The organism is Streptomyces sp. HUAS YS2 (assembly GCF_033343995.1).
Classification (GTDB): Bacteria; Actinomycetota; Actinomycetes; order Streptomycetales; family Streptomycetaceae; genus Streptomyces; species Streptomyces solicathayae.
Window position 1 is genome coordinate 6,713,152 of record NZ_CP137573.1, and the last position, 20,423, is coordinate 6,733,574.

At 68.1% G+C, this 20,423-nt stretch carries 13 protein-coding genes and 2 rRNA genes; 7 read left to right on the forward strand and 8 right to left on the reverse strand.

The window, feature by feature from the left end:
• Positions 1–9: 9 nt before the first annotated feature.
• Both R2D22_RS31115 and R2D22_RS31120 read left to right on the forward strand, forming a co-directional pair.
• Positions 10–423, forward strand: a complete 414-nt coding sequence (locus R2D22_RS31115) for a DUF742 domain-containing protein (protein ID WP_318108245.1) — start codon at positions 10–12, stop codon at positions 421–423.
• The gene (locus R2D22_RS31120; protein ID WP_318108247.1) at positions 404–1,009 is read left to right on the forward strand and encodes a GTP-binding protein; all 606 of its coding nucleotides are present in this window, start codon (positions 404–406) and stop codon (positions 1,007–1,009) included. The genes R2D22_RS31115 and R2D22_RS31120 overlap by 20 nt, the downstream gene beginning before the upstream one ends.
• Before the next feature lie 66 nt (positions 1,010–1,075).
• Here R2D22_RS31120 and glpK read toward each other — a convergent pair whose 3' ends face one another.
• From glpK to R2D22_RS31145, 5 genes are all read right to left on the reverse strand, one after another.
• Positions 1,076–2,581, reverse strand: coding sequence for a glycerol kinase GlpK (gene glpK / locus R2D22_RS31125; protein WP_318108249.1), 1,506 nt, complete (start codon positions 2,579–2,581; stop codon positions 1,076–1,078).
• A 13-nt stretch (positions 2,582–2,594) separates the two neighbouring features.
• Complete coding sequence (locus R2D22_RS31130) at positions 2,595–3,356, reverse strand: MIP/aquaporin family protein (RefSeq protein WP_318108251.1); 762 nt, start codon at positions 3,354–3,356, stop codon at positions 2,595–2,597.
• A 113-nt stretch (positions 3,357–3,469) separates the two neighbouring features.
• The gene (locus R2D22_RS31135; protein WP_318108253.1) at positions 3,470–4,660 is read right to left on the reverse strand and encodes a lipid-transfer protein; all 1,191 of its coding nucleotides are present in this window, start codon (positions 4,658–4,660) and stop codon (positions 3,470–3,472) included.
• Positions 4,657–5,115 (reverse strand): Zn-ribbon domain-containing OB-fold protein, encoded by a 459-nt coding sequence (locus R2D22_RS31140; protein ID WP_318108254.1) that lies wholly within the window; start codon positions 5,113–5,115, stop codon positions 4,657–4,659. The genes R2D22_RS31135 and R2D22_RS31140 overlap by 4 nt, the downstream gene beginning before the upstream one ends.
• A 143-nt stretch (positions 5,116–5,258) precedes the next feature.
• Complete coding sequence (locus tag R2D22_RS31145; protein ID WP_318108255.1) at positions 5,259–6,062, reverse strand: M15 family metallopeptidase; 804 nt, start codon at positions 6,060–6,062, stop codon at positions 5,259–5,261.
• Positions 6,063–6,116: 54 nt separating this feature from the next.
• Between R2D22_RS31145 and R2D22_RS31150 the strand changes: the two genes are divergently transcribed.
• The gene (locus R2D22_RS31150) at positions 6,117–6,617 is read left to right on the forward strand and encodes an NUDIX domain-containing protein (protein ID WP_318108257.1); all 501 of its coding nucleotides are present in this window, start codon (positions 6,117–6,119) and stop codon (positions 6,615–6,617) included.
• Between the two features lie 254 nt (positions 6,618–6,871).
• Here R2D22_RS31150 and R2D22_RS31155 read toward each other — a convergent pair whose 3' ends face one another.
• Positions 6,872–9,253, reverse strand: coding sequence for a glycoside hydrolase family 31 protein (locus R2D22_RS31155; protein ID WP_318108259.1), 2,382 nt, complete (start codon positions 9,251–9,253; stop codon positions 6,872–6,874).
• A 216-nt stretch (positions 9,254–9,469) separates the two neighbouring features.
• Between R2D22_RS31155 and R2D22_RS31160 the strand changes: the two genes are divergently transcribed.
• Together R2D22_RS31160 and R2D22_RS31165 are read left to right on the forward strand one after the other, a co-directional pair.
• On the forward strand, positions 9,470–11,437 hold the full coding sequence (locus R2D22_RS31160; protein WP_318108261.1) for an acetoacetate--CoA ligase: 1,968 nt from the start codon (positions 9,470–9,472) through the stop codon (positions 11,435–11,437).
• Positions 11,438–11,535: 98 nt separating this feature from the next.
• Positions 11,536–12,492: a hypothetical protein gene (locus tag R2D22_RS31165; protein WP_318108263.1), complete on the forward strand. Its 957-nt coding sequence runs from the start codon at positions 11,536–11,538 to the stop codon at positions 12,490–12,492.
• An 85-nt stretch (positions 12,493–12,577) separates the two neighbouring features.
• Here the strand turns inward: R2D22_RS31165 and ptsP are convergent, their stop codons facing one another.
• Positions 12,578–14,248, reverse strand: coding sequence for a phosphoenolpyruvate--protein phosphotransferase (ptsP, locus tag R2D22_RS31170; protein WP_318108264.1), 1,671 nt, complete (start codon positions 14,246–14,248; stop codon positions 12,578–12,580).
• 83 nt (positions 14,249–14,331) lie between these two features.
• Positions 14,332–14,781, reverse strand: coding sequence for a PTS sugar transporter subunit IIA (locus R2D22_RS31175; protein WP_318108265.1), 450 nt, complete (start codon positions 14,779–14,781; stop codon positions 14,332–14,334).
• Positions 14,782–15,475: 694 nt separating this feature from the next.
• Between R2D22_RS31175 and R2D22_RS31180 the strand changes: the two genes are divergently transcribed.
• Positions 15,476–16,999, forward strand: a 16S ribosomal RNA gene (locus tag R2D22_RS31180).
• Between the two features lie 284 nt (positions 17,000–17,283).
• A 23S ribosomal RNA gene (locus R2D22_RS31185) occupies positions 17,284–20,400 on the forward strand.
• Together the 16S and 23S rRNA genes form the textbook arrangement of a ribosomal RNA operon.
• Positions 20,401–20,423: the final 23 nt, after the last annotated feature.

Here is a 20,423-nt window from a genome sequence, read left to right on the forward strand (position 1 = left end):
GGGAGTGGCATGAGTGACGCAGGCCGCGGGGAGCGGACTCCGGAACAGCCGCACCACTGGTACGACGACGACGCCGGACCGGTGGTCCGCCCGTACGCGATGACCCGCGGCCGGACCAGCACGGCCTCCCGCCACCGCCTCGACCTGATCGCGCTGGTGGTGCCCGAACCGGCGGCCGACGACCCCGGGCGCGACCAGACGCTCTCGCCGGAGCACGTCGAGATCGTCGAACGCTGCAGCGACCTCCCGCAGTCCATCGCCGAGCTCGCCGCCGGACTCGACCTCCCCGTCGGGGTGGTCCGGGTCCTCGTCGGCGACCTCGTCGAGGAGGAACTCGTCCATGTGACCCGCCCCGTTCCGCCGGCCGAGCTGCCGGACGTGAGCATCCTTCGCGAGGTGATCAATGGCCTTCGGGCGCTCTAGCCGCAAGCCGGCCCCGGTCGAACCGGTGACCCTGAAGATCCTGGTCGCCGGGGGCTTCGGTGTCGGCAAGACCACTCTGGTCGGCGCGGTCAGCGAGATCAGACCGCTGCGCACCGAGGAGACGCTCAGCGAGGCCGGCCGGCCCGTCGACGACCTGCACGGCGTCGAGAACAAGTCCACGACCACCGTCGCCATGGACTTCGGCCGGATCACACTGCGCGAGGACCTCGTCCTGTACCTCTTCGGCACGCCCGGGCAGGACCGCTTCTGGTTCCTCTGGGACGAGCTGGCGCAGGGCGCGCTCGGCGCGGTCGTCCTCGCGGACACCCGCCGCCTGGAGGACAGCTTCGCGGCCATCGACTACTTCGAGCGGCGCGGCATCCCCTTCACGGTGGCGGTCAACTGCTTCGAGGGCGCCCAGCGGTTCCCCGCCGAGAGCGTGCGCGGGGCGCTGGACCTGGACCCGGAGGTCGAGCTCGTGATGTGTGACGCCCGCGACCGGGAGTCGGTCAAGAACGTCCTGGTCGCCGTCGTCGAACACGCCCTGGTCCTGGCGGACCGCGAGAGGGAGCCGGCGAGGACCTGAACCACGTGGAGCACGGCCGCACCCCCACCGACAGGGGTGCGGCCGTGCGTTCATGAGGAGGCGGTGCTACGCGTCGTCCTCCCAGCCGAAGCTGCGCTCCACCGCCTTGCGCCACTTCGCGTACTCGCGCTCCCGCGTCTCCGCCGGCATCCGGGGCGACCACTCCACGTCCGCCCGCCAGTGCGTCTTCAGCTCGTCGAGGCCCGACCACACGCCCGTCGCCAGCCCTGCCGCGTACGCAGCACCGAGACAGGTCGTCTCCGCGACCCGCGGCCGGATCACCGGCACGCCCAGCACGTCCGCCTGATGCTGCATCAGCAGCCCGTTCGCGGTCATCCCGCCGTCGACCTTCAGCGTCGTGATCGGCACCCCGCTGTCCTGGTACATCGCGTCGACGACCTCACGCGTCTGCCAGCTCGTCGCCTCGAGCACGGCCCGGGCCAGATGGGCCTTGGTGACGTAGCGGGTGAGACCGGTGACGACCCCGCGCGCGTCGGCGCGCCAGTACGGGGCGTAGAGACCGGAGAACGCCGGCACGATGTACGCGCCGCCGTTGTCCTCCACGCTCGCCGCCAGCGTCTCGATCTCGGCCGCGTCGGAGATGATCCCGAGCTGGTCGCGGAACCACTGCACCAGCGCCCCGGTGATCGCGATCGAGCCCTCCAGGCAGTACACCGGCCGCTCCGCGCCGATCCGGTACCCGACCGTGGTGATCAGCCCGTTCTTCGACGGCACCGGCCGGTTCCCGGTGTTGAGCAGCAGGAAGCTGCCGGTCCCGTACGTGTTCTTCGCGGTGCCCGGGTCGTAGCAGGCCTGTCCGAACACCGCGGCCTGCTGGTCCCCGAGCGCCGAGGCGACCGGCACGCCGGCCAGCTGCCCGACCGCCGCCCCGTACACCTCGGCGGACGACCGGATCTCCGGCAGGATCGCCGCCGGGATCCGCATCGCGTCGAGGATCTCCGGGTCCCACTCCAGCCGTTCCAGGTTCATCAGCATCGTCCGGGACGCGTTGGTCACGTCCGTGACGTGCACACCGCCGTCCACGCCGCCGGTGAGGTTCCAGATCAGCCAGGTGTCGATGGTGCCGAACGCGATCTCGCCGCGCTCCGCCCGCTCCCGCAACCCGGGCACCTTATCCAGCAGCCAGGCCGCCTTCGGCCCGGAGAAATAGCTCGCCAGCGGCAGCCCGGTGGCATCGCGGAAACGATCCTGCCCGTCGGCGCCGCCGAGTTCCGCGCACAGCGCCGCGGTCCGGGTGTCCTGCCAGACGATCGCGTGGTGCACCGGCCGCCCCGTGGCCCGGTCCCACAGCACGGTCGTCTCGCGCTGGTTGGTGATGCCGAGCGCGCTGAGCTGGTCGGCCCGTAGCCCGGCCCGTTCGAGGGCCCCGGCCACGACCCCCTGGACCCGCTCCCAGATCTCCGCCGCGTCGTGCTCGACCCAGCCGGGCCGGGGGAAGATCTGCTCGTGCTCGCGCTGGTCGACGGCGACGATCGCGCCGTCCTGGTCGAAGACGATGCAGCGGCTGGACGTGGTGCCCTGGTCGATCGCGGCGACGTACGAGTCCGTCATGACGGCTCCTTGATCAGTAGGCCAGGTTGAAGACGACCCCGGACAGCACACCGCCGATCAGCGGCCCGGCGACCGGGATCCACGCGTAACCCCAGTCAGAGGTCCCCTTGTTCGGGATCGGCAGCACCGCGTGGGCGATCCGCGGCCCCAGGTCGCGCGCCGGGTTGATGGCGTACCCGGTCGGACCGCCCAGCGACAGACCGATGCCCACGACCAGCAGCGACACCAAGAGGATCGAGATGCCCGACCCGTAGATCCCGGCGTCCAGGCCGGGGATCTGACCGACACCGATCCCGTCGTTCCGGCCGAACGCCAGGATCGGCAGCACCAGCGCGACGGTCGCGATGATCTCGGTGACGAGGTTGGCCACCGGATTGCGGATCTCCGGGATGGTCGAGAAGATCCCCAGCGTCGGCAGCGCGTGCGCGTCGTCGGCGTTGGCGGCGAACTGCGCGTAGTACACCAGCCAGGCCAGTACGGCGCCGACGACCGCGCCGGTCATCTGCCCGAGGACGTACACCGGGACCTTCTCCCACTCCCCGGTGTCCACGGCCACGCCGACCGTGACCGCCGGGTTGAGATGGCCGCCCGACAGCGGCGCGGACGTGTACGCGCCGGCCAGCACGGCGAAGCCCCAGCCGAAGGCGATGACCACCCAGCCGGCGGCTCTCGCCTTGGAGAAACGCAGGGTGACGGCGGCGCACACGCCGGCACCGAAGAGGATCAGGATCGCTGTTCCTATGGTCTCGCCGAGGAATATGTCTCCGTTGCTCATGGCGGCTCCAGCTCCGGGTGGGAACGGTTCCATGACGGGGGGCGACGAGACGGCAGTCTTCAACTCTCCTGAGAGAGCGTCAATAGTTGTGACACGAACCCCAGTTCGTGGGCTCAGCGCACAGCCACCACGGCCGACCCGTGCCCGAACAGCCCCTGGTTCGCCGTGATCCCGACCCGGGCGCCCGCCACCTGCCGGTCGCCCGCCGTGCCCCGCAACTGCCAGGTGAGCTCACAGACCTGGGCGATCGCCTGTGCCGGCACCGCCTCACCGAACGAGGCCAACCCACCGCTCGCGTTGACCGGGGTCCGCCCGCCGAGCGCCGTCGCCCCCTCCCGCACCAGCTTCGCGCCCTCGCCCATCGGGCACAGCCCGATGTCCTCGTACCACTCCAGCTCCAGCGCGGTGGACAGGTCGTACACCTCGGCCAGCGACAGGTCCTCGGGCCCGATGCCCGCCTCTTCGTACGCGGCCCGTGCGATCGACGCACGAAATGAATGCGCGACGGGCGAGACGGCGACGGCCGAGTCGGTGGCGATGTCGGGCAGGTCGAGCACGGTCTTCGGATAGACGGGCGTCACCGTGGAGACCGCACGGATGCGAACCGGGTCCGATCGCCCGTGCCGCCGGGCGAACTCCACGCTCGAAAGGACCAACGCCGCCCCGCCGTCGGACGTGGCGCAGATGTCGAGCAACCGCAGCGGATCGGCGACGACCGCCGACGCGGCCACCTCCTCCGCGCTCACCCGCTTGCGGTACCGGGCCCGCGGATTGAGCGCGCCGGCTGCCGCGTTCTTCACCTTGACCTGGGCGAAGTCCTCGACGGTGTCACCGTGCAGCGCCATCCGGCGACGGGCGTAAAGAGCGAAGTAGGCCGGGTTGGTCGCCCCCAGAACCCGGAACCGCAACCAGTCAGGGTCGTCCGGCCGGTTCCCGCCCGCCGGGGCGAAGAAGCCCTTCGGCGCGGCGTCCGCGCCCACGACGAGCACCACGTCCGCGAGCCCGGCGAGGATCTGGGCCCGCGCCGCGCCGATCGCCTGCGCGCCCGAGGCACACGCCGCGTACACGCTGGTGACCCGTGCGCCCTGCCAGCCGAGCGCCTGCGCGAAGGTGGCGCCCGCGACGTACCCCGGATACCCGCCGCGCACGGTGTCGGCGCCGACGATCGCGTCCACGTCCCGCCAGTCGAGCCCGGCGTCGGCCAGCGCCTCGCGCGCCGCGGCCCGCCCGTACGAGACGAAGCTGCGACCCCACTTGCCCCACGGGTGCATGCCCGCACCCAGCACGGCGACGTCGGCGCTCATCGCGTCACCTCCGCCGGAACGGGCCGCCAGTGCCAGGTGGTCCAGACGTGCTCGTCGTCCTCGTTCAGGATCCCCGGAACCACCTCGACCTCGGACCCGACGGGCAGATCCGCCACGGTCACTCCCGGCGCGGCCTGCCCGAGCACGACCATCGCCTCGGCGTCCAGTTCCACCGCCACCAAGGTGTACGGCTCCCAGGGCGTATCGGGGTCCGATACATAAGGCGCGGGCGGCCGGTAGCGGCCGTCGGTGCAGGACCAGACCCGTCCGCGCGGGGAGAGCGGCACCTCGGCGAGCTCGCCGTCCCCCTGACAGCCGGGGTTGCGGCAGAAGTCGTCCGCACGCGGGAAGAACACCGAGGAACAGGCCGTGCAGCGGGTGCCGAGGAGCCGGAAATCCGCCTCGTCGTCCCCGGTGAACCAGCCGGCCACCACCGGTCTGCGAGTCACTGTCACGGCATGATCCCCCTTCGCAATCTGACGAAGCGTCAGAAGTGTGCCACGGATGAGGAAACGTGAGAACCACGGGGGCCGGATCGGCGTCTGGAAAGAGGACGGCCGGTCGGGACCCACGGGGGTGGCCCCGACCGGCCGTCGACTCAGTGACCGGCCACCGACCGCCGCGCCACGGGGAAGTCGAAGAAGGTGCTCGGGAACGGCTCCGGCTTGAACGTGAAGTGCCACCACTCCTCTGGCAGGTTCACGAAGCCCTGCGCCACCAGCGTCGCCTTCAGCTTCTGCCGGTTGGCCCGCTGCTCGCCCTGGATCCGCGGGTCGTCGGTGTGCGACAGCGTGTCGAAGCAGTCGTACCCGGTCCCCATGTCCACGGAGTTGTCGGGGAACCGCTCCGCCTGCGGCGCGTAACAGGCGACCTGCGGCTCACCGGGCACGTACGGTCGAGTGGGAGCGGCCGGCAACCGCACGATGGTCAGATCGACGGTGGAGCCACGGCTGTGCCCGGACTTCTCGGCGATGTACCCGTCCGCGAACAAACGCGACTTGTCGACATGCGGATAGAACTCCTCCTTCATCGACTCGTCGTCCAAGTCCTGGGCCCAGCGTACGAAGTGATCGACGGCCCGCTGAGGCCGATAGCAGTCGTACACCTTGAGCGAGTACCCCTCCGCCCGCAGCGCGGTCTGCGCCCGCCGCAGCCCCTCGGCCGCAGAACGAGTGAGGATGCACAAGGGCTGCCGGTACCCGTCGACGGGCTCGCCCACGAAGTTGTGCGGGGTGGTGTAGCGCATTTCCTGAATGATCGTCGGGTCGACGGAGCTCAGCGCCACGAACTCCTGCGGAGCCTTGGGCTCGGGCGTCGCCTGCGCCGCCGGCGCGGTGGCGGCGAGCAGACCGGCGGCGGCGAACACACCCAGGGCACGGAAAGCGGAAGCAAGTCCAGTCATGTGCACCGTCTATCAGGTTCAGGAAGCAGGGGAAAGACGGCTACGGTCCTGTACGTGACCAAGGACTCGCACTGCTCCCACTGCGGCACGGCATACCCCACCGACGCGAACTGGCCACGCACCTGCAGCGCCTGCGGCGCCGTGGCGTACCGCAACCCCTTGCCGGTGGCCGTCGCCCTGCTCCCCGCCAGAGACACAGCCGGCACCGGCCTCGTCGTCATCACCCGCACCATCGAACCGGCCCGAGGCTCCGTCGCCCTGCCGGGCGGCTTCATCGACCACGGCGAGGACTGGTGCGAAGCGGTGGTCCGCGAACTCCGTGAGGAAACCGGCATCGAAGCCCCGGCCGAAGACGTCCGCCTGGCCGACGCGATGAGCTCCCCGAACCACCTCCTCCTCTTCGGCCTCCTCCCACCACGCGAGGCCGCGACGCTCCCACCCCCGGCCCCCACGAACGAGACGACAGGCTGGCACCTCCTCACGGAGCCGACGGACCTGGGCTTCCCCCTCCACACTGAGGCGGCGCGCAGATGGTTCGCAGGTGAGTACGGGTAAGCCCTCCACGCGGGGGGGGAGGAGACGAACGGGAGTGGGGGACGTGGAGGGGGTCGCGTTCGGGACGTGAAGCGTGATTCGTGGCGCGCGGGAAACGCTTCGCGCTCAAGGAACCCGAACGCGCCGTAAATCATGCAGTCCCGAATGCGACCCCCGGAACGTCCCCCACGTCACCACCCACACGCCCCGCCACCCACGAACGCCCCGCCACCCCCGAACGCCCCGCCACCCCCGAACGCTCGCACGCCCACCACTCACGCAAGCCCCCGCACCCGCACAGAAAGGCCCCGCACCTCCTCGGTGCCGCCCTCCGTGACCCGCTCGACGACCACACGGCCGTCCACCAGACGAGTGGAATAGCGCTCGATCGCCGCCGCATCCCACCCGTCCCCCCGATCCCGCACGACCAGTCCACCCCCGGTCCGCCCCGCCGCCGGCGCCCACACCTCCAGCTCCAGCGCGCCGTCCTCCTCCCCCCGCACCGGCACCACTGCGCCCGCCCGCGCGAGCACCGGCACCCGCGACATCGGCGCATCCAGCAGCACCTGCCCCGGCCCCTCGTACGCCTGCTCCGTCACCGTGTCGTACCAGCGCCCCCGCGGCAGCCGCACCGCACGCCGGTCCGCGCCCGGCGCCAGCACCGGCGCGACCAGCAGCGCGTCGCCCAGCAGGAACGCGTCCTCGCAGTCCCGCAGCGCCCGGTCGTCCGGCGCGCCCCACCACACCGGCCGCACGTACGGCGCCCCGGTCAGCCGGGCCAGCTGCGCCAGCGTCACGAAGTACGGCCGCATCCGCTCCCGCTCCACCAGCGCGGCCCGCGCGTGCTCCAGGACCTCCGGCCCGAACTCCCACGGCTCCCGCCGCCCCGCGTCGATCGCCGCGTGCGTACGGAACAACGGCAGCCACGCCCCCAGCTGGAACCACCGCAGGAACAGCTCGGGCGACGGCGACCCGTCGAACCCGCCCACGTCCGGCCCCGAGTACGGCACCCCGCACAGCCCGAGCCCGAGCACCAGGGACAACGAGGCCCGCAGCCCCGGCCACCCCGTCGACACGTCGCCCGACCAGGTCCCGCCGTACCGCTGCATCCCGGCCCACCCCGAGCGGGTGAACAAGAACGGCCGCTCGTCGGGGCGCAACCGTCGCAGCCCCTCGTACCCCGCCCGGGCCATGGTCAGCCCGTACACGTTGTGCGCCTCGCGGTGGTCCCCGCCCCGTCCCTCCAGCGCGTGCCGCGCCGACCGCGGCAGGGTCATGTCACCGAAGGGGGCGAACGACACCGGCTCGTTCATGTCGTGCCAGAACCCGGAGAACCCCTGCGCCAGCCGCTCCTCGTACAGCCCGCCCCACCACTCCCGCGCCCCGGCGTCCGTGAAGTCCGGATAGGCGCACTCACCGGGCCACACCACCCCGCGCACCTCCTGCCCCCGCGGATCGCGCACGAACGCCCCGGCCGCGACCCCGGAGTCGTACACGGCGTCCCCGGCCTCCGCCTTCACCCCCGGATCGACGATCGACACCAGACGCACGCCCTCCTCCCGCAGCTCGGCCGCGAGCCCCGGAAGGTCGGGGAACCGCTCCCGGTCCACGGTGAACACCCGGTGCTCGTCGTAGTGGTCGATGTCCAGGTGCACGGCCGACAGCGGCAGCCCCCGCTCCCGGTACCCGGCCACCACCCGCCGGACCTCCCGCTCGCTGCCGAACCCCCAGCGCGCGTGCTGCGGCCCCAGCGCCCAGGCCGGCGGCAGCGCCGGGGCCCCGGTCAGCGCGGCCCAGCCGTGCAGCACCCGCGCGGGCGTGCCGACCACGACCCAGCAGCGCAGCGGCCCCCCGGACATCCGGACCTCGCTCGTGCCCGGCCGGTCGTGACCGGAGCCCGCCCCCTCCTCGCCCTCGGCGACGGTGACCCGCCCGTCCCAGGAGTTGTCGTGAAAAGCGAGATGCGTCCCCGCGTCGGAGACGACGACCTGCACCGGCATGGTGATGTAGAGCGGATCGTCACCGGTCGAGAACCCGCCCTTGGGGTCCGTGTTCCAGAGCCGGTACGTACCGTTCCGCAGGCGTGGCCCGGACGCCCGCCCGCCGAGACCGAAGAACCGCGCGTCCGCCGGCACCTCGCTCCGCTGCACCCAACGGGCGGGCCCGCCCGCCACCGGCTCCCACCAGCGCGGCGGCAGATCCCGGCGCAGTAAAACACCACCCGGGGTGCGGACCTCCACGGCGCCGTGGCGGGACACGGCGACCGTCACCCGCTCCGACACCACCCGCCAGCCGCCGTCCGTGTCCGGCTCCAGCACGGCCCGCGCGTCCGGCTCCGGCGGCTCCCCGGCCAGCGCGTACGAGGGAAGCGGCTCGGCCCCGTCCCACCCCCAGAACACCGTGCCGCCGACCGACACGCTCACCCGCAGCTCGGACCGGGCGAACCGGACGATCCCACCGCCCGGCAACGGCTCGGCCTCCCCGACCGGCCCCGGCACCCTCGCCCGCTCCGCCCCGCGGGCCGGCAGACCCCACGCGTCCGTACGCCGCCGCCGCAACGCCGCACGCAACCCCTGCAACCCCCGCACCGCACCCAACACCCGTACCGACCGCACCGACCGCCCCACGTCCCGCCCCAGCCCACGATCACCGTTCATGACGGTCACCCTGCCACCCGGCAAGCGCTCGGAGAGGTTCGTTCAACTGCCGTTCACCCGTGGTGGGAGCACATATTCAACCGCCGGACCATGGGCGGGGAACCCTGGTGCGAAAGACGATCACATGGCATCGTCCCTGTCAGCCGCGTCACGCGCACACCCCAGCACGTGCGCGGACCACGCAGACCCCGCGTAGGAGCCAGGGAGCCGCCCCAAATGACGTCATCGCAGACCGAGCCGCTGTGGCAGCCGGACCAGGACCGCATCGACTCCGCAGCGGTCACCCGCTTTCAGGCCTGGGCCGCCGAACGCTTCGGCGCCCCCGCCGACGGTGGCTACCCGGCCCTGCACGCGTGGTCCGTCGCCGAGCTGGAGACGTTCTGGCAGGCCCTGGCCGAGTGGTTCGACATCCGCTTCTCGACCCCGTACGAGCGGGTCCTCGGCGACCGTGACATGCCCGGCGCCCACTGGTTCCCCGGAGCCACCCTCAACTACGCCGAGCACGCCCTGCGCACCGCCGACGAGCGCCCCGACGACACGGCACTCCTCCATGTGGACGAGACGCATGAGCCGGTGCCGGTGACCTGGGCCGAACTCCGCCGCCAGGTCGGCTCCCTCGCCGCCGAACTCCGCGCCCTCGGCGTACGCCCGGGAGACCGGGTCAGCGGCTACCTGCCCAACATCCCGCAGGCCGTCACCGCCCTCCTGGCCACGGCCTCGGTCGGCGCGGTGTGGACCTCCTGCGCCCCGGACTTCGGCGCCCGCAGCGTGCTCGACCGCTTCCAGCAGGTCGAACCGGTCGTCCTCTTCACGGTGGACGGCTACCGGTACGGCGGCAAGGAGCACGACCGCCGGGACACGGTCGCGGAGCTCCGCGCGGAGCTGCCGACGCTGCGGGCGGTCGTGCACATCCCGCTGCTCGGCACGGCGGCCCCGGAAGGCGCCCTGGAGTGGCAGGACCTGGTGTCGGGCGACGCCGAGCCGGTCTTCGAGCAGGTCGGCTTCGCCCACCCGCTCTGGATCCTCTACTCCTCCGGCACGACGGGCCTGCCGAAGGCGATCGTCCAGTCGCAGGGCGGCATTCTCGTCGAGCACTACAAGCAGCTCGGTCTGCACTGTGACCTCGGCCCCGAGGACGTGTTCTTCTGGTACACCTCCACCGGCTGGATGATGTGGAACTTCCTCGTCTCCGGTCTGCTCACCGGCACCACGGTGGTCGTGTACGACGGCAGCCCCGGTTACCCAGACACCGCCGCCCAGTGGCGGATCGCGGAGCGCACCGGCGCGACGCTCTACGGCACGTCCGCCGCGTACGTCATGGCGTGCGCGAAGGCGGACGTCCACCCGGGCCGGGACTTCGACCTCTCGCGCGTGAAGTGCGTGGCCACCACCGGTTCCCCGCTCCCGCCCGACGGCTTCCGCTGGCTCCACGACGAGGTCCGCGACGACCTGTGGATCGCCTCGGTCAGCGGCGGCACGGACGTCTGCTCCTGCTTCGCGGGCGCGGTCCCGACGCTCCCCGTCCACATCGGCGAACTGCAGGCCGCCTGCCTGGGCACCGACCTCCAGTCCTGGGACCCGGCCGGCAAGCCGCTCGTCGGCGAGGTCGGCGAGCTGGTCGTCACCAACCCCATGCCCTCGATGCCGATCCACTTCTGGAACGACCCCGACGGCAGCCGCTACCGGGACAGCTACTTCGACATGTACCCGGGCGTCTGGCGCCACGGCGACTGGATCACGATCACCGACCACGGCTCGGTCGTCATCCACGGCCGCTCGGACTCGACGCTGAACCGGCAGGGCGTCCGCATGGGCAGCGCCGACATCTACGAGGCCGTCGAACGCCTGCCGGAGATCCGCGAGTCCCTCGTCATCGGCCTGGAGGAGCCGGACGGCGGCTACTGGATGCCGCTCTTCGTGCACCTGGCGGACGGCGCGACCCTGGACGACGCACTCGTCGCCCGCATCAAGCAGACCCTGCGCACCGAACTCTCCCCGCGCCACGTCCCCGACGACATCATCGAGGTCCCGGCCGTCCCGCACACCCTCACCGGCAAGCGCCTGGAGGTCCCGGTCAAGCGCCTCCTCCAGGGCACCCCGATGTCCAAGGCGGTGAACCCGGGCTCGGTGGACAACGTCGAGCTCCTCACCTTCTACACACAGCTGAAGCGCCCCCAGCACTGACGGATGCGCACGCCGGCTCTCCCGATGGTCACTGTCAGTGCTCACGATTACGGTGAGTGAGCACTGATCGGCAGGTACGCCGCGACCAAGGGGGAGCCATGCGCACGACACGAAGCACCAAGCCCACCAAGGCAGGAAAGCCGGGCAGGGGAAAGAACAAGCGCCCGTCCGCGCCCGCATCACTCCGCCGCACCCTCCGCCGAGAGACGGCCCGCACCGTCGGCCTCCTCGTCGACACCGAGGACTTCGCGACCATGGGCAGCCGCTACCCCGGCTTCGCCTTCGACGACCACCCCGCCTACCTCCACCAGGTCGAGAGCCTCCTCAAGGCCCTCGCGGCCGAGGGCGGCCACACCACCGTCGGGCTCTTCGACCCGGAGGAGTACGCGGACTACTGCACCGACACCGGACTAGACCCCGACAGCCCGGCCTCCCGCAGCCGCTACACCGCCGAAATGATCGCCACGGGTGCCCGCGTGGCGTACACCGGCCAGCCCATGAGCGAGCTGGTCCCCATCCTCGTCGACACGGCCGTCCGCCAGGCGACGCAGGAGTACGCCGGACTGCTACTCGCCGACGCGGGGGAGTGCGCCGAATGCGGCAAGCACATCGGCCGCGCCGCGTACACGCGGGCCGTCCTGCTCCTGCAACGACTCCTCGAAGCAGCGGGACCCGGCACCCATCACCTCGTCTGCAGCATCCCCGCCGCCGACGAGACCCTGCTCGCCGTCCTCCACACCGAGACCCGGGCCGCCCAGCCCGTCCCACTCGCCGCCGGCGGCCCCGGCGCCGAGTTCGTCACCGTCCTCGCCGCCGGCATCGCGCTCCAGGGACCCGGGGGACTGGTCCTGCGCACCCTCCGCCCCGGCGCCCGCGACCGGCTCCACGGCTGGCGGCTCGACCACGGCAGCCTGCAGCCGCTCACCGAGGCGGAGGTCTTCAACGCCTACTGCACCGACGCGGAGACCGGCGAACCCCTCGCACCCGAACCCCACGTCGACTACCGCGCCGGCTTCGACGTCAGCCCCGAGACCCCCTGGCCGGACCACCACTGACAGAAGAAAGAAAGGAAGGGCCTCCCCGCCACGCCGTGGCGAGGAGGCCCTGACACCCGGAACCGCGTGTACGGCCCCGACCGCGTCACTCCCCGGACAGCACCGCCTGCGCGGCGACCCGCGCCTCCTCGGCGGAGTCCGCCGCGCGGGCCGCGGCCGCCGCACGCTCGCACTGCGCCAGCGTGTACTTCGCCAGCGTCGCCCGCACGTAGGGAATCGACGCCGCACCCATCGACAGGGAGGTGACGCCCAGACCCGTCAGCACACACGCCAGCAGCGGATCCGACGCGGCCTCACCGCACACACCGCAGCTCTTGCCCTCGGCCTTCGCGGCCTCCGCGGACAGCGCCACGAGGTCGAGCAGCGCCGGCTGCCACGGGTCCTGCAGCCGCGACACCGCGCCGACCTGCCGGTCGGCGGCGAAGGTGTACTGCGCGAGGTCGTTGGTCCCCAGCGACAGGAACTCGACCTCCTGCAGGATCGAACGCGCCCGCAGCGCGGCGGAGGGAATCTCCACCATCGCGCCGAACTTCGCCCGCAGCCCCGCCGCGCGGCAGGCGTCCGCGAACGCCTTGGCGTCCGCACGGTCCGCCACCATCGGCGCCATGACCTCGAGGTACACCGGCAGCCCCTCGGCCGCCTTCGCCAGCGCGGTCAGCTGTGTCCGGAGCACCTCGGGGTGGTCGAGCAGCGACCGCAGACCCCGCACGCCCAGCGCGGGATTGGGCTCGTCCGCCGGCGTCAGGAAGTCCAGCGGCTTGTCGGCGCCGGCATCGAGCACCCGCACGACGACGCGCCCCTCGGGAAACGCCTCCAGGACCTTCCGGTACGCCTCGTACTGCTTCTCCTCGGACGGCGCCTTCTGGCTGTCGTCCAGGAACAGGAACTCCGTACGGAACAGACCGACGCCTTCGGCGCCCGCCTCGACCGCCGCCGGCACGTCCGCGGGCCCGCCGACGTTCGCCAGCAGCGGCACCTTGTGCCCGTCGGACGTCGCACCCGGACCGCTCGACGCGGCCAGCGCGGCCTTGCGCTCCGCGGCGGCCCGCTCGAGCCCCGCCCGCTTCTCGGCGCTCGGTTCGACGAAGATCTCGCCGGTGCTGCCGTCCACCGCGATCACGGTGCCCTCGGCCAGCTCACCGGCGCCCGGCAGTGCCACGACCGCCGGCACACCCAGCGCCCGCGCGAGGATCGCGCTGTGGCTGGTCGGCCCGCCCTCCTCCGTGACGAACCCGAGCACCAGCGTCGGGTCGAGCAGCGCGGTGTCCGCGGGAGCCAGGTCCCGCGCGATCAGCACGTACGGCTCGTCACTGTCCGGCACGCCCGGCATCGGCACTCCGAGCAGGCGCGCCACGATCCGGTTCCGCACGTCGTCGAGGTCGGCCACCCGGCCGGCCATGTACTCGCCCGCACCCGCGAGAAGCTCGCGGTAGTGCGAGAAGGCGTCGTAGATACCGCGCTCGGCCGTGCTGCCGACCGCGATACGACGGTCCACGTCCGCGATGAGCTCGGGGTCCTGGGCGATCATCGCCTGGGCCTCCAGCACATGCTGCGCCTCCCCGCCGGCCAGATTGCCGCGCGCGATCAGATCGGCCGCCACGGCCTCCACGGCCTGGCGGGCGCGCCCCTGTTCGCGTTCCGCCTCGTCCGCGGGAATCTGCTTGGCCGGCGGCTCCAGCACCGCCGTGCCCATGTGCCGGACCTCGCCGATCGCCACCCCGTGGCTGACGCCGACGCCTCGCAGCGTTGTCTCCATCTCACCCGTCTCCGATAGAGCGGCGGCATCCGGCCGCCGCGATGAATGTCGTACGCGTGCTCGTCACGAGGACGAACCAGGCGTCAGTTCCAGCCGAAGAGCTGGTCGCCGGACTTCACGTCGCCGTCCTCGACGACATCGGAGAGCGTGTCGGCCGTGGCCTCCAGGGCCACGACGGGGCTGATGGGGGACTTGCCCGCAGCCTCCACCTCGGCCGGGTTCCAGCGGATGAGCGCCTGTCCGCGCGTCACCGTGTCCCCCTTGTTCACGAGCAGCTCGAAGCCCTGCCCGTTGAGCTGAACGGTGTCGATGCCGAGGTGCGTCAGCACCCCGTGTCCTTCGCCGTCGACGACGACGAACGCGTGCGGGTGCAGAGACACGACGACCCCGTCCACGGGAGCCACTGCCTCGGAGGGCTCACGTACGGGGTCGATGGCGGTACCGGGGCCGACCATCGCGCCGGAGAAGACGGGGTCGGGCACTGCGGTGAGACCGATGGCGCGTCCAGCGAGTGGCGACGTCACGGTTGTCATGGGAAGCCTCCCAGGGGCGGAGATTGTGTGGCGCCGTCGCTACCTGTCCCGGACGGCGTACTGCTCAGAAGCGTATGTCATAGGAAGTCCCGGTTCCGCCCTACTAGTACCGACTTGTACGAGTTGGTGGACCTACGAACGACCGGAAACGATTTGCCTCCACTGACGGTGGGATGTACTGTCGTACTCCTGCCTGACCCCAACGCGACTTTGAGTCGTGGGTCGGCAGCACCTGCCAAGCCAGATCCTAACCCCAGTGGTCTACACCTCTGCGTGCCCTCGTGCCCGCCGGAGGGTGGTCGGGGGGAGCGAAAAAGCCTGGTAATGTTTGACCTCGCCGAAAGGAAACGCGAAAGCGAATCCAATTCGGCAAGCCCGCTCCAGCGGGTGGCGGAAACGGAAAACGGATCTGCTAAGCTGGAAACACGAAAGACCGAAGGGAAAAGCCCGGAGGAAAGCCCGAGAGGGTGAGTACGAAGGAAGCGTCCGTTCCTTGAGAACTCAACAGCGTGCCAAAAATCAACGCCAGATTAGTTGATACCCCGTCCATCTTCGGATGGTCGAGGTTCCTTTGAAGTCCTACTGGCCCATGTGGCAGGTAGGCAACATACACAGCGAGGACGCTGTGAACGTTCGGTCCTATTCCGACCGGACGTTCCGCTCAACGCGAGTGTCACCGGATAACCGGTAAACATTCACGGAGAGTTTGATCCTGGCTCAGGACGAACGCTGGCGGCGTGCTTAACACATGCAAGTCGAACGATGAAGCCCTTCGGGGTGGATTAGTGGCGAACGGGTGAGTAACACGTGGGCAATCTGCCCTTCACTCTGGGACAAGCCCTGGAAACGGGGTCTAATACCGGATACGACCTGGGAAGGCATCTTCCCGGGTGGAAAGCTCCGGCGGTGAAGGATGAGCCCGCGGCCTATCAGCTTGTTGGTGGGGTGATGGCCTACCAAGGCGACGACGGGTAGCCGGCCTGAGAGGGCGACCGGCCACACTGGGACTGAGACACGGCCCAGACTCCTACGGGAGGCAGCAGTGGGGAATATTGCACAATGGGCGAAAGCCTGATGCAGCGACGCCGCGTGAGGGATGACGGCCTTCGGGTTGTAAACCTCTTTCAGCAGGGAAGAAGCGAAAGTGACGGTACCTGCAGAAGAAGCGCCGGCTAACTACGTGCCAGCAGCCGCGGTAATACGTAGGGCGCAAGCGTTGTCCGGAATTATTGGGCGTAAAGAGCTCGTAGGCGGCTTGTCGCGTCGGATGTGAAAGCCCGGGGCTTAACCCCGGGTCTGCATTCGATACGGGCAGGCTAGAGTGTGGTAGGGGAGATCGGAATTCCTGGTGTAGCGGTGAAATGCGCAGATATCAGGAGGAACACCGGTGGCGAAGGCGGATCTCTGGGCCATTACTGACGCTGAGGAGCGAAAGCGTGGGGAGCGAACAGGATTAGATACCCTGGTAGTCCACGCCGTAAACGTTGGGAACTAGGTGTTGGCGACATTCCACGTCGTCGGTGCCGCAGCTAACGCATTAAGTTCCCCGCCTGGGGAGTACGGCCGCAAGGCTAAAACTCAAAGGAATTGACGGGGGCCCGCACAAGCAGCGGAGCATGTGGCTTAATTCGACGCAACGCGAAGAACCTTACCAAGGCTTGACATATACCGGAAAGCATTAGAGATAGTGCCCCCCTTGTGGTCGGTATACAGGTGGTGCATGGCTGTCGTCAGCTCGTGTCGTGAGATGTTGGGTTAAGTCCCGCAACGAGCGCAACCCTTGTCCTGTGTTGCCAGCATGCCCTTCGGGGTGATGGGGACTCACAGGAGACCGCCGGGGTCAACTCGGAGGAAGGTGGGGACGACGTCAAGTCATCATGCCCCTTATGTCTTGGGCTGCACACGTGCTACAATGGCAGGTACAAAGAGCTGCGATGCCGCGAGGCGGAGCGAATCTCAAAAAGCCTGTCTCAGTTCGGATTGGGGTCTGCAACTCGACCCCATGAAGTCGGAGTTGCTAGTAATCGCAGATCAGCATTGCTGCGGTGAATACGTTCCCGGGCCTTGTACACACCGCCCGTCACGTCACGAAAGTCGGTAACACCCGAAGCCGGTGGCCCAACCCTTGTGGAGGGAGCCGTCGAAGGTGGGACTGGCGATTGGGACGAAGTCGTAACAAGGTAGCCGTACCGGAAGGTGCGGCTGGATCACCTCCTTTCTAAGGAGCACAGCACCGATTGCAGACAAACGTTCTGCACGGTCAGCTCATGGGTGGAACGTTGATTAGTTGGCACGAGTGACCTGAAGGTCTTCCCAGTACTGCTTCGGCGTGGAAAGGAACGACACGGACGGGACTCGTGCCTGGCACGTTGTTGGGTATCTGAGGGTACGGCCGTAACGGTCGACCTTCGCGATGCCGGCCCCAGTGAACTTGCTGCTTGCAGCAGGGTGATGGGTGGCTGGTCGTTGCTTGAGAACTACACAGTGGACGCGAGCATCTGTGGCCAAGTTTTTAAGGGCGCACGGTGGATGCCTTGGCACCAGGAACCGATGAAGGACGTGGGAGGCCACGATAGTCCCCGGGGAGCCGTCAACCAGGCTTTGATCCGGGGGTTTCCGAATGGGGAAACCCGGCAGTCGTCATGGGCTGTCACCCATGCCTGAACACATAGGGCATGTGGAGGGAACGAGGGGAAGTGAAACATCTCAGTACCCTCAGGAAGAGAAAACAACCGTGATTCCGGGAGTAGTGGCGAGCGAAACCGGATGAGGCCAAACCGTATGCGTGTGATACCCGGCAGGGGTTGCGCATGCGGGGTTGTGGGATCTCTCTTTCACAGTCTGCCGGCTGTGAGGCGAGTCAGAAACCGTATGGATAGGCGAAGGACATGCGAAAGGTCCGGCGTAGAGGGTAAGACCCCCGTAGCTGAAATCTGTACGGCTTGCTTGAGAGACACCCAAGTAGCACGGGGCCCGAGAAATCCCGTGTGAATCTGGCGGGACCACCCGCTAAGCCTAAATATTCCCTGGTGACCGATAGCGGATAGTACCGTGAGGGAATGGTGAAAAGTACCGCGGGAGCGGAGTGAAATAGTACCTGAAACCGTGTGCCTACAAGCCGTGGGAGCGTCGGACGTGCTTGCACGTCTCGTGACTGCGTGCCTTTTGAAGAATGAGCCTGCGAGTTTGCGGTGTGTTGCGAGGTTAACCCGTGTGGGGAAGCCGTAGCGAAAGCGAGTCCGAATAGGGCGATTCAGTAGCGCGCTCAAGACCCGAAGCGGAGTGATCTAGCCATGGGCAGGTTGAAGCGGAGGTAAGACTTCGTGGAGGACCGAACCCACCAGGGTTGAAAACCTGGGGGATGACCTGTGGTTAGGGGTGAAAGGCCAATCAAACTCCGTGATAGCTGGTTCTCCCCGAAATGCATTTAGGTGCAGCGTCGTGTGTTTCTTGCCGGAGGTAGAGCACTGGATAGGCGATGGGCCCTACCGGGTTACTGACCTTAGCCAAACTCCGAATGCCGGTAAGTGAGAGCACGGCAGTGAGACTGTGGGGGATAAGCTCCATGGTCGAGAGGGAAACAGCCCAGAGCATCGACTAAGGCCCCTAAGCGTACGCTAAGTGGGAAAGGATGTGGAGTCGCAGAGACAACCAGGAGGTTGGCTTAGAAGCAGCCACCCTTGAAAGAGTGCGTAATAGCTCACTGGTCAAGTGATTCCGCGCCGACAATGTAGCGGGGCTCAAGCGTACCGCCGAAGTCGTGTCATTGCAGCAATAGGGCCAACGCCCGCTGTGATGGGTAGGGGAGCGTCGTGTGCCGGGTGAAGCAGCCGCGGAAGCGAGTTGTGGACGGTTCACGAGTGAGAATGCAGGCATGAGTAGCGATACACACGTGAGAAACGTGTGCGCCGATTGACTAAGGGTTCCTGGGTCAAGCTGATCTGCCCAGGGTAAGTCGGGACCTAAGGCGAGGCCGACAGGCGTAGTCGATGGACAACCGGTTGATATTCCGGTACCCGCTTTGAAACGCCCAATATCGAGCCCATTAATGCTAAGGCCGTGAAGCCGCCCCGGAGCCTTCGGGCAAAGGGGAGTGGTGGAGCCGCTGACCCAAGGTGGTAGTAGGTAAGCGATGGGGTGACGCAGGAAGGTAGTCCAGCCCGGGCGGTGGTTGTCCCGGGGTAAGGGTGTAGGGCGCTGTCTAGGCAAATCCGGACAGCACATAGCCTGAGACCTGATGCCGAGCCGATTGTGGTGAAGTGGATGATCCTATGCTGTCGAGAAAAGCCTCTAGCGAGTTTCATGGCGGCCCGTACCCTAAACCGACTCAGGTGGTCAGGTAGAGAATACCGAGGCGTTCGGGTGAACTATGGTTAAGGAACTCGGCAAAATGCCCCCGTAACTTCGGGAGAAGGGGGGCCACGTCTGGTGATGAGTCTTGCACTCTGAGCTGGGGGTGGCCGCAGAGACCAGCGAGAAGCGACTGTTTACTAAAAACACAGGTCCGTGCGAAGCCGTAAGGCGATGTATACGGACTGACGCCTGCCCGGTGCTGGAACGTTAAGGGGACCGGTTAGCTCTGTTTCGACAGGGCGAAGCTGAGAACTTAAGCGCCAGTAAACGGCGGTGGTAACTATAACCATCCTAAGGTAGCGAAATTCCTTGTCGGGTAAGTTCCGACCTGCACGAATGGCGTAACGACTTCTCGACTGTCTCAACCATAGGCCCGGTGAAATTGCACTACGAGTAAAGATGCTCGTTTCGCGCAGAAGGACGGAAAGACCCCGGGACCTTTACTACAGTTTGATATTGGTGTTCGGTTCGGCTTGTGTAGGATAGGTGGGAGACTTTGAAGCAGCCACGCCAGTGGTTGTGGAGTCGCCGTTGAAATACCACTCTGGTCGTGCTGGATGTCTAACCTCGGTCCGTGATCCGGATCAGGGACAGTGTCTGATGGGTAGTTTAACTGGGGCGGTTGCCTCCCAAAGGGTAACGGAGGCGCCCAAAGGTTCCCTCAGCCTGGTTGGCAATCAGGTGTTGAGTGTAAGTGCACAAGGGAGCTTGACTGTGAGACCGACGGGTCGAGCAGGGACGAAAGTCGGGACTAGTGATCCGGCGGTGGCTTGTGGAAGCGCCGTCGCTCAACGGATAAAAGGTACCCCGGGGATAACAGGCTGATCTTCCCCAAGAGTCCATATCGACGGGATGGTTTGGCACCTCGATGTCGGCTCGTCGCATCCTGGGGCTGGAGTCGGTCCCAAGGGTTGGGCTGTTCGCCCATTAAAGCGGTACGCGAGCTGGGTTTAGAACGTCGTGAGACAGTTCGGTCCCTATCCTCTGTGCGCGCAGGAATATTGAGAAGGGCTGTCCCTAGTACGAGAGGACCGGGACGGACGAACCTCTGGTGTGCCAGTTGTCCTGCCAAGGGCATGGCTGGTTGGCTACGTTCGGGAGGGATAACCGCTGAAAGCATCTAAGCGGGAAGCCTGCTTCGAGATGAGTATTCCCACCTCCTTGAGAGGGTAAGGCTCCCAGTAGACGACTGGGTTGATAGGCCGGATGTGGAAGCCCAGTAATGGGTGGAGCTGACCGGTACTAATAGGCCGAGGGCTTGTCCTCAGTTGCTCGCGTCCACTGTGTTA

Bases quoted from the DNA above. Each gene is read 5' to 3' on its own strand.
- R2D22_RS31115 (WP_318108245.1), top strand. From the start codon at position 10: ATGAGTGACGCAGGCCGCGGGGAGCGGACTCCGGAACAGCCGCACCAC.
- R2D22_RS31120 (WP_318108247.1), top strand. From the start codon at position 404: ATGGCCTTCGGGCGCTCTAGCCGCAAGCCGGCCCCGGTCGAACCGGTG.
- glpK (WP_318108249.1), bottom strand. From the start codon at position 2,581: ATGACGGACTCGTACGTCGCCGCGATCGACCAGGGCACCACGTCCAGC.
- R2D22_RS31130 (WP_318108251.1), bottom strand. From the start codon at position 3,356: ATGAGCAACGGAGACATATTCCTCGGCGAGACCATAGGAACAGCGATC.
- R2D22_RS31135 (WP_318108253.1), bottom strand. From the start codon at position 4,660: ATGAGCGCCGACGTCGCCGTGCTGGGTGCGGGCATGCACCCGTGGGGC.
- R2D22_RS31145 (WP_318108255.1), bottom strand. From the start codon at position 6,062: ATGACTGGACTTGCTTCCGCTTTCCGTGCCCTGGGTGTGTTCGCCGCC.
- R2D22_RS31155 (WP_318108259.1), bottom strand. From the start codon at position 9,253: ATGAACGGTGATCGTGGGCTGGGGCGGGACGTGGGGCGGTCGGTGCGG.
- R2D22_RS31160 (WP_318108261.1), top strand. From the start codon at position 9,470: ATGACGTCATCGCAGACCGAGCCGCTGTGGCAGCCGGACCAGGACCGC.
- R2D22_RS31165 (WP_318108263.1), top strand. From the start codon at position 11,536: ATGCGCACGACACGAAGCACCAAGCCCACCAAGGCAGGAAAGCCGGGC.
- ptsP (WP_318108264.1), bottom strand. From the start codon at position 14,248: ATGGAGACAACGCTGCGAGGCGTCGGCGTCAGCCACGGGGTGGCGATC.
- R2D22_RS31175 (WP_318108265.1), bottom strand. From the start codon at position 14,781: ATGACAACCGTGACGTCGCCACTCGCTGGACGCGCCATCGGTCTCACC.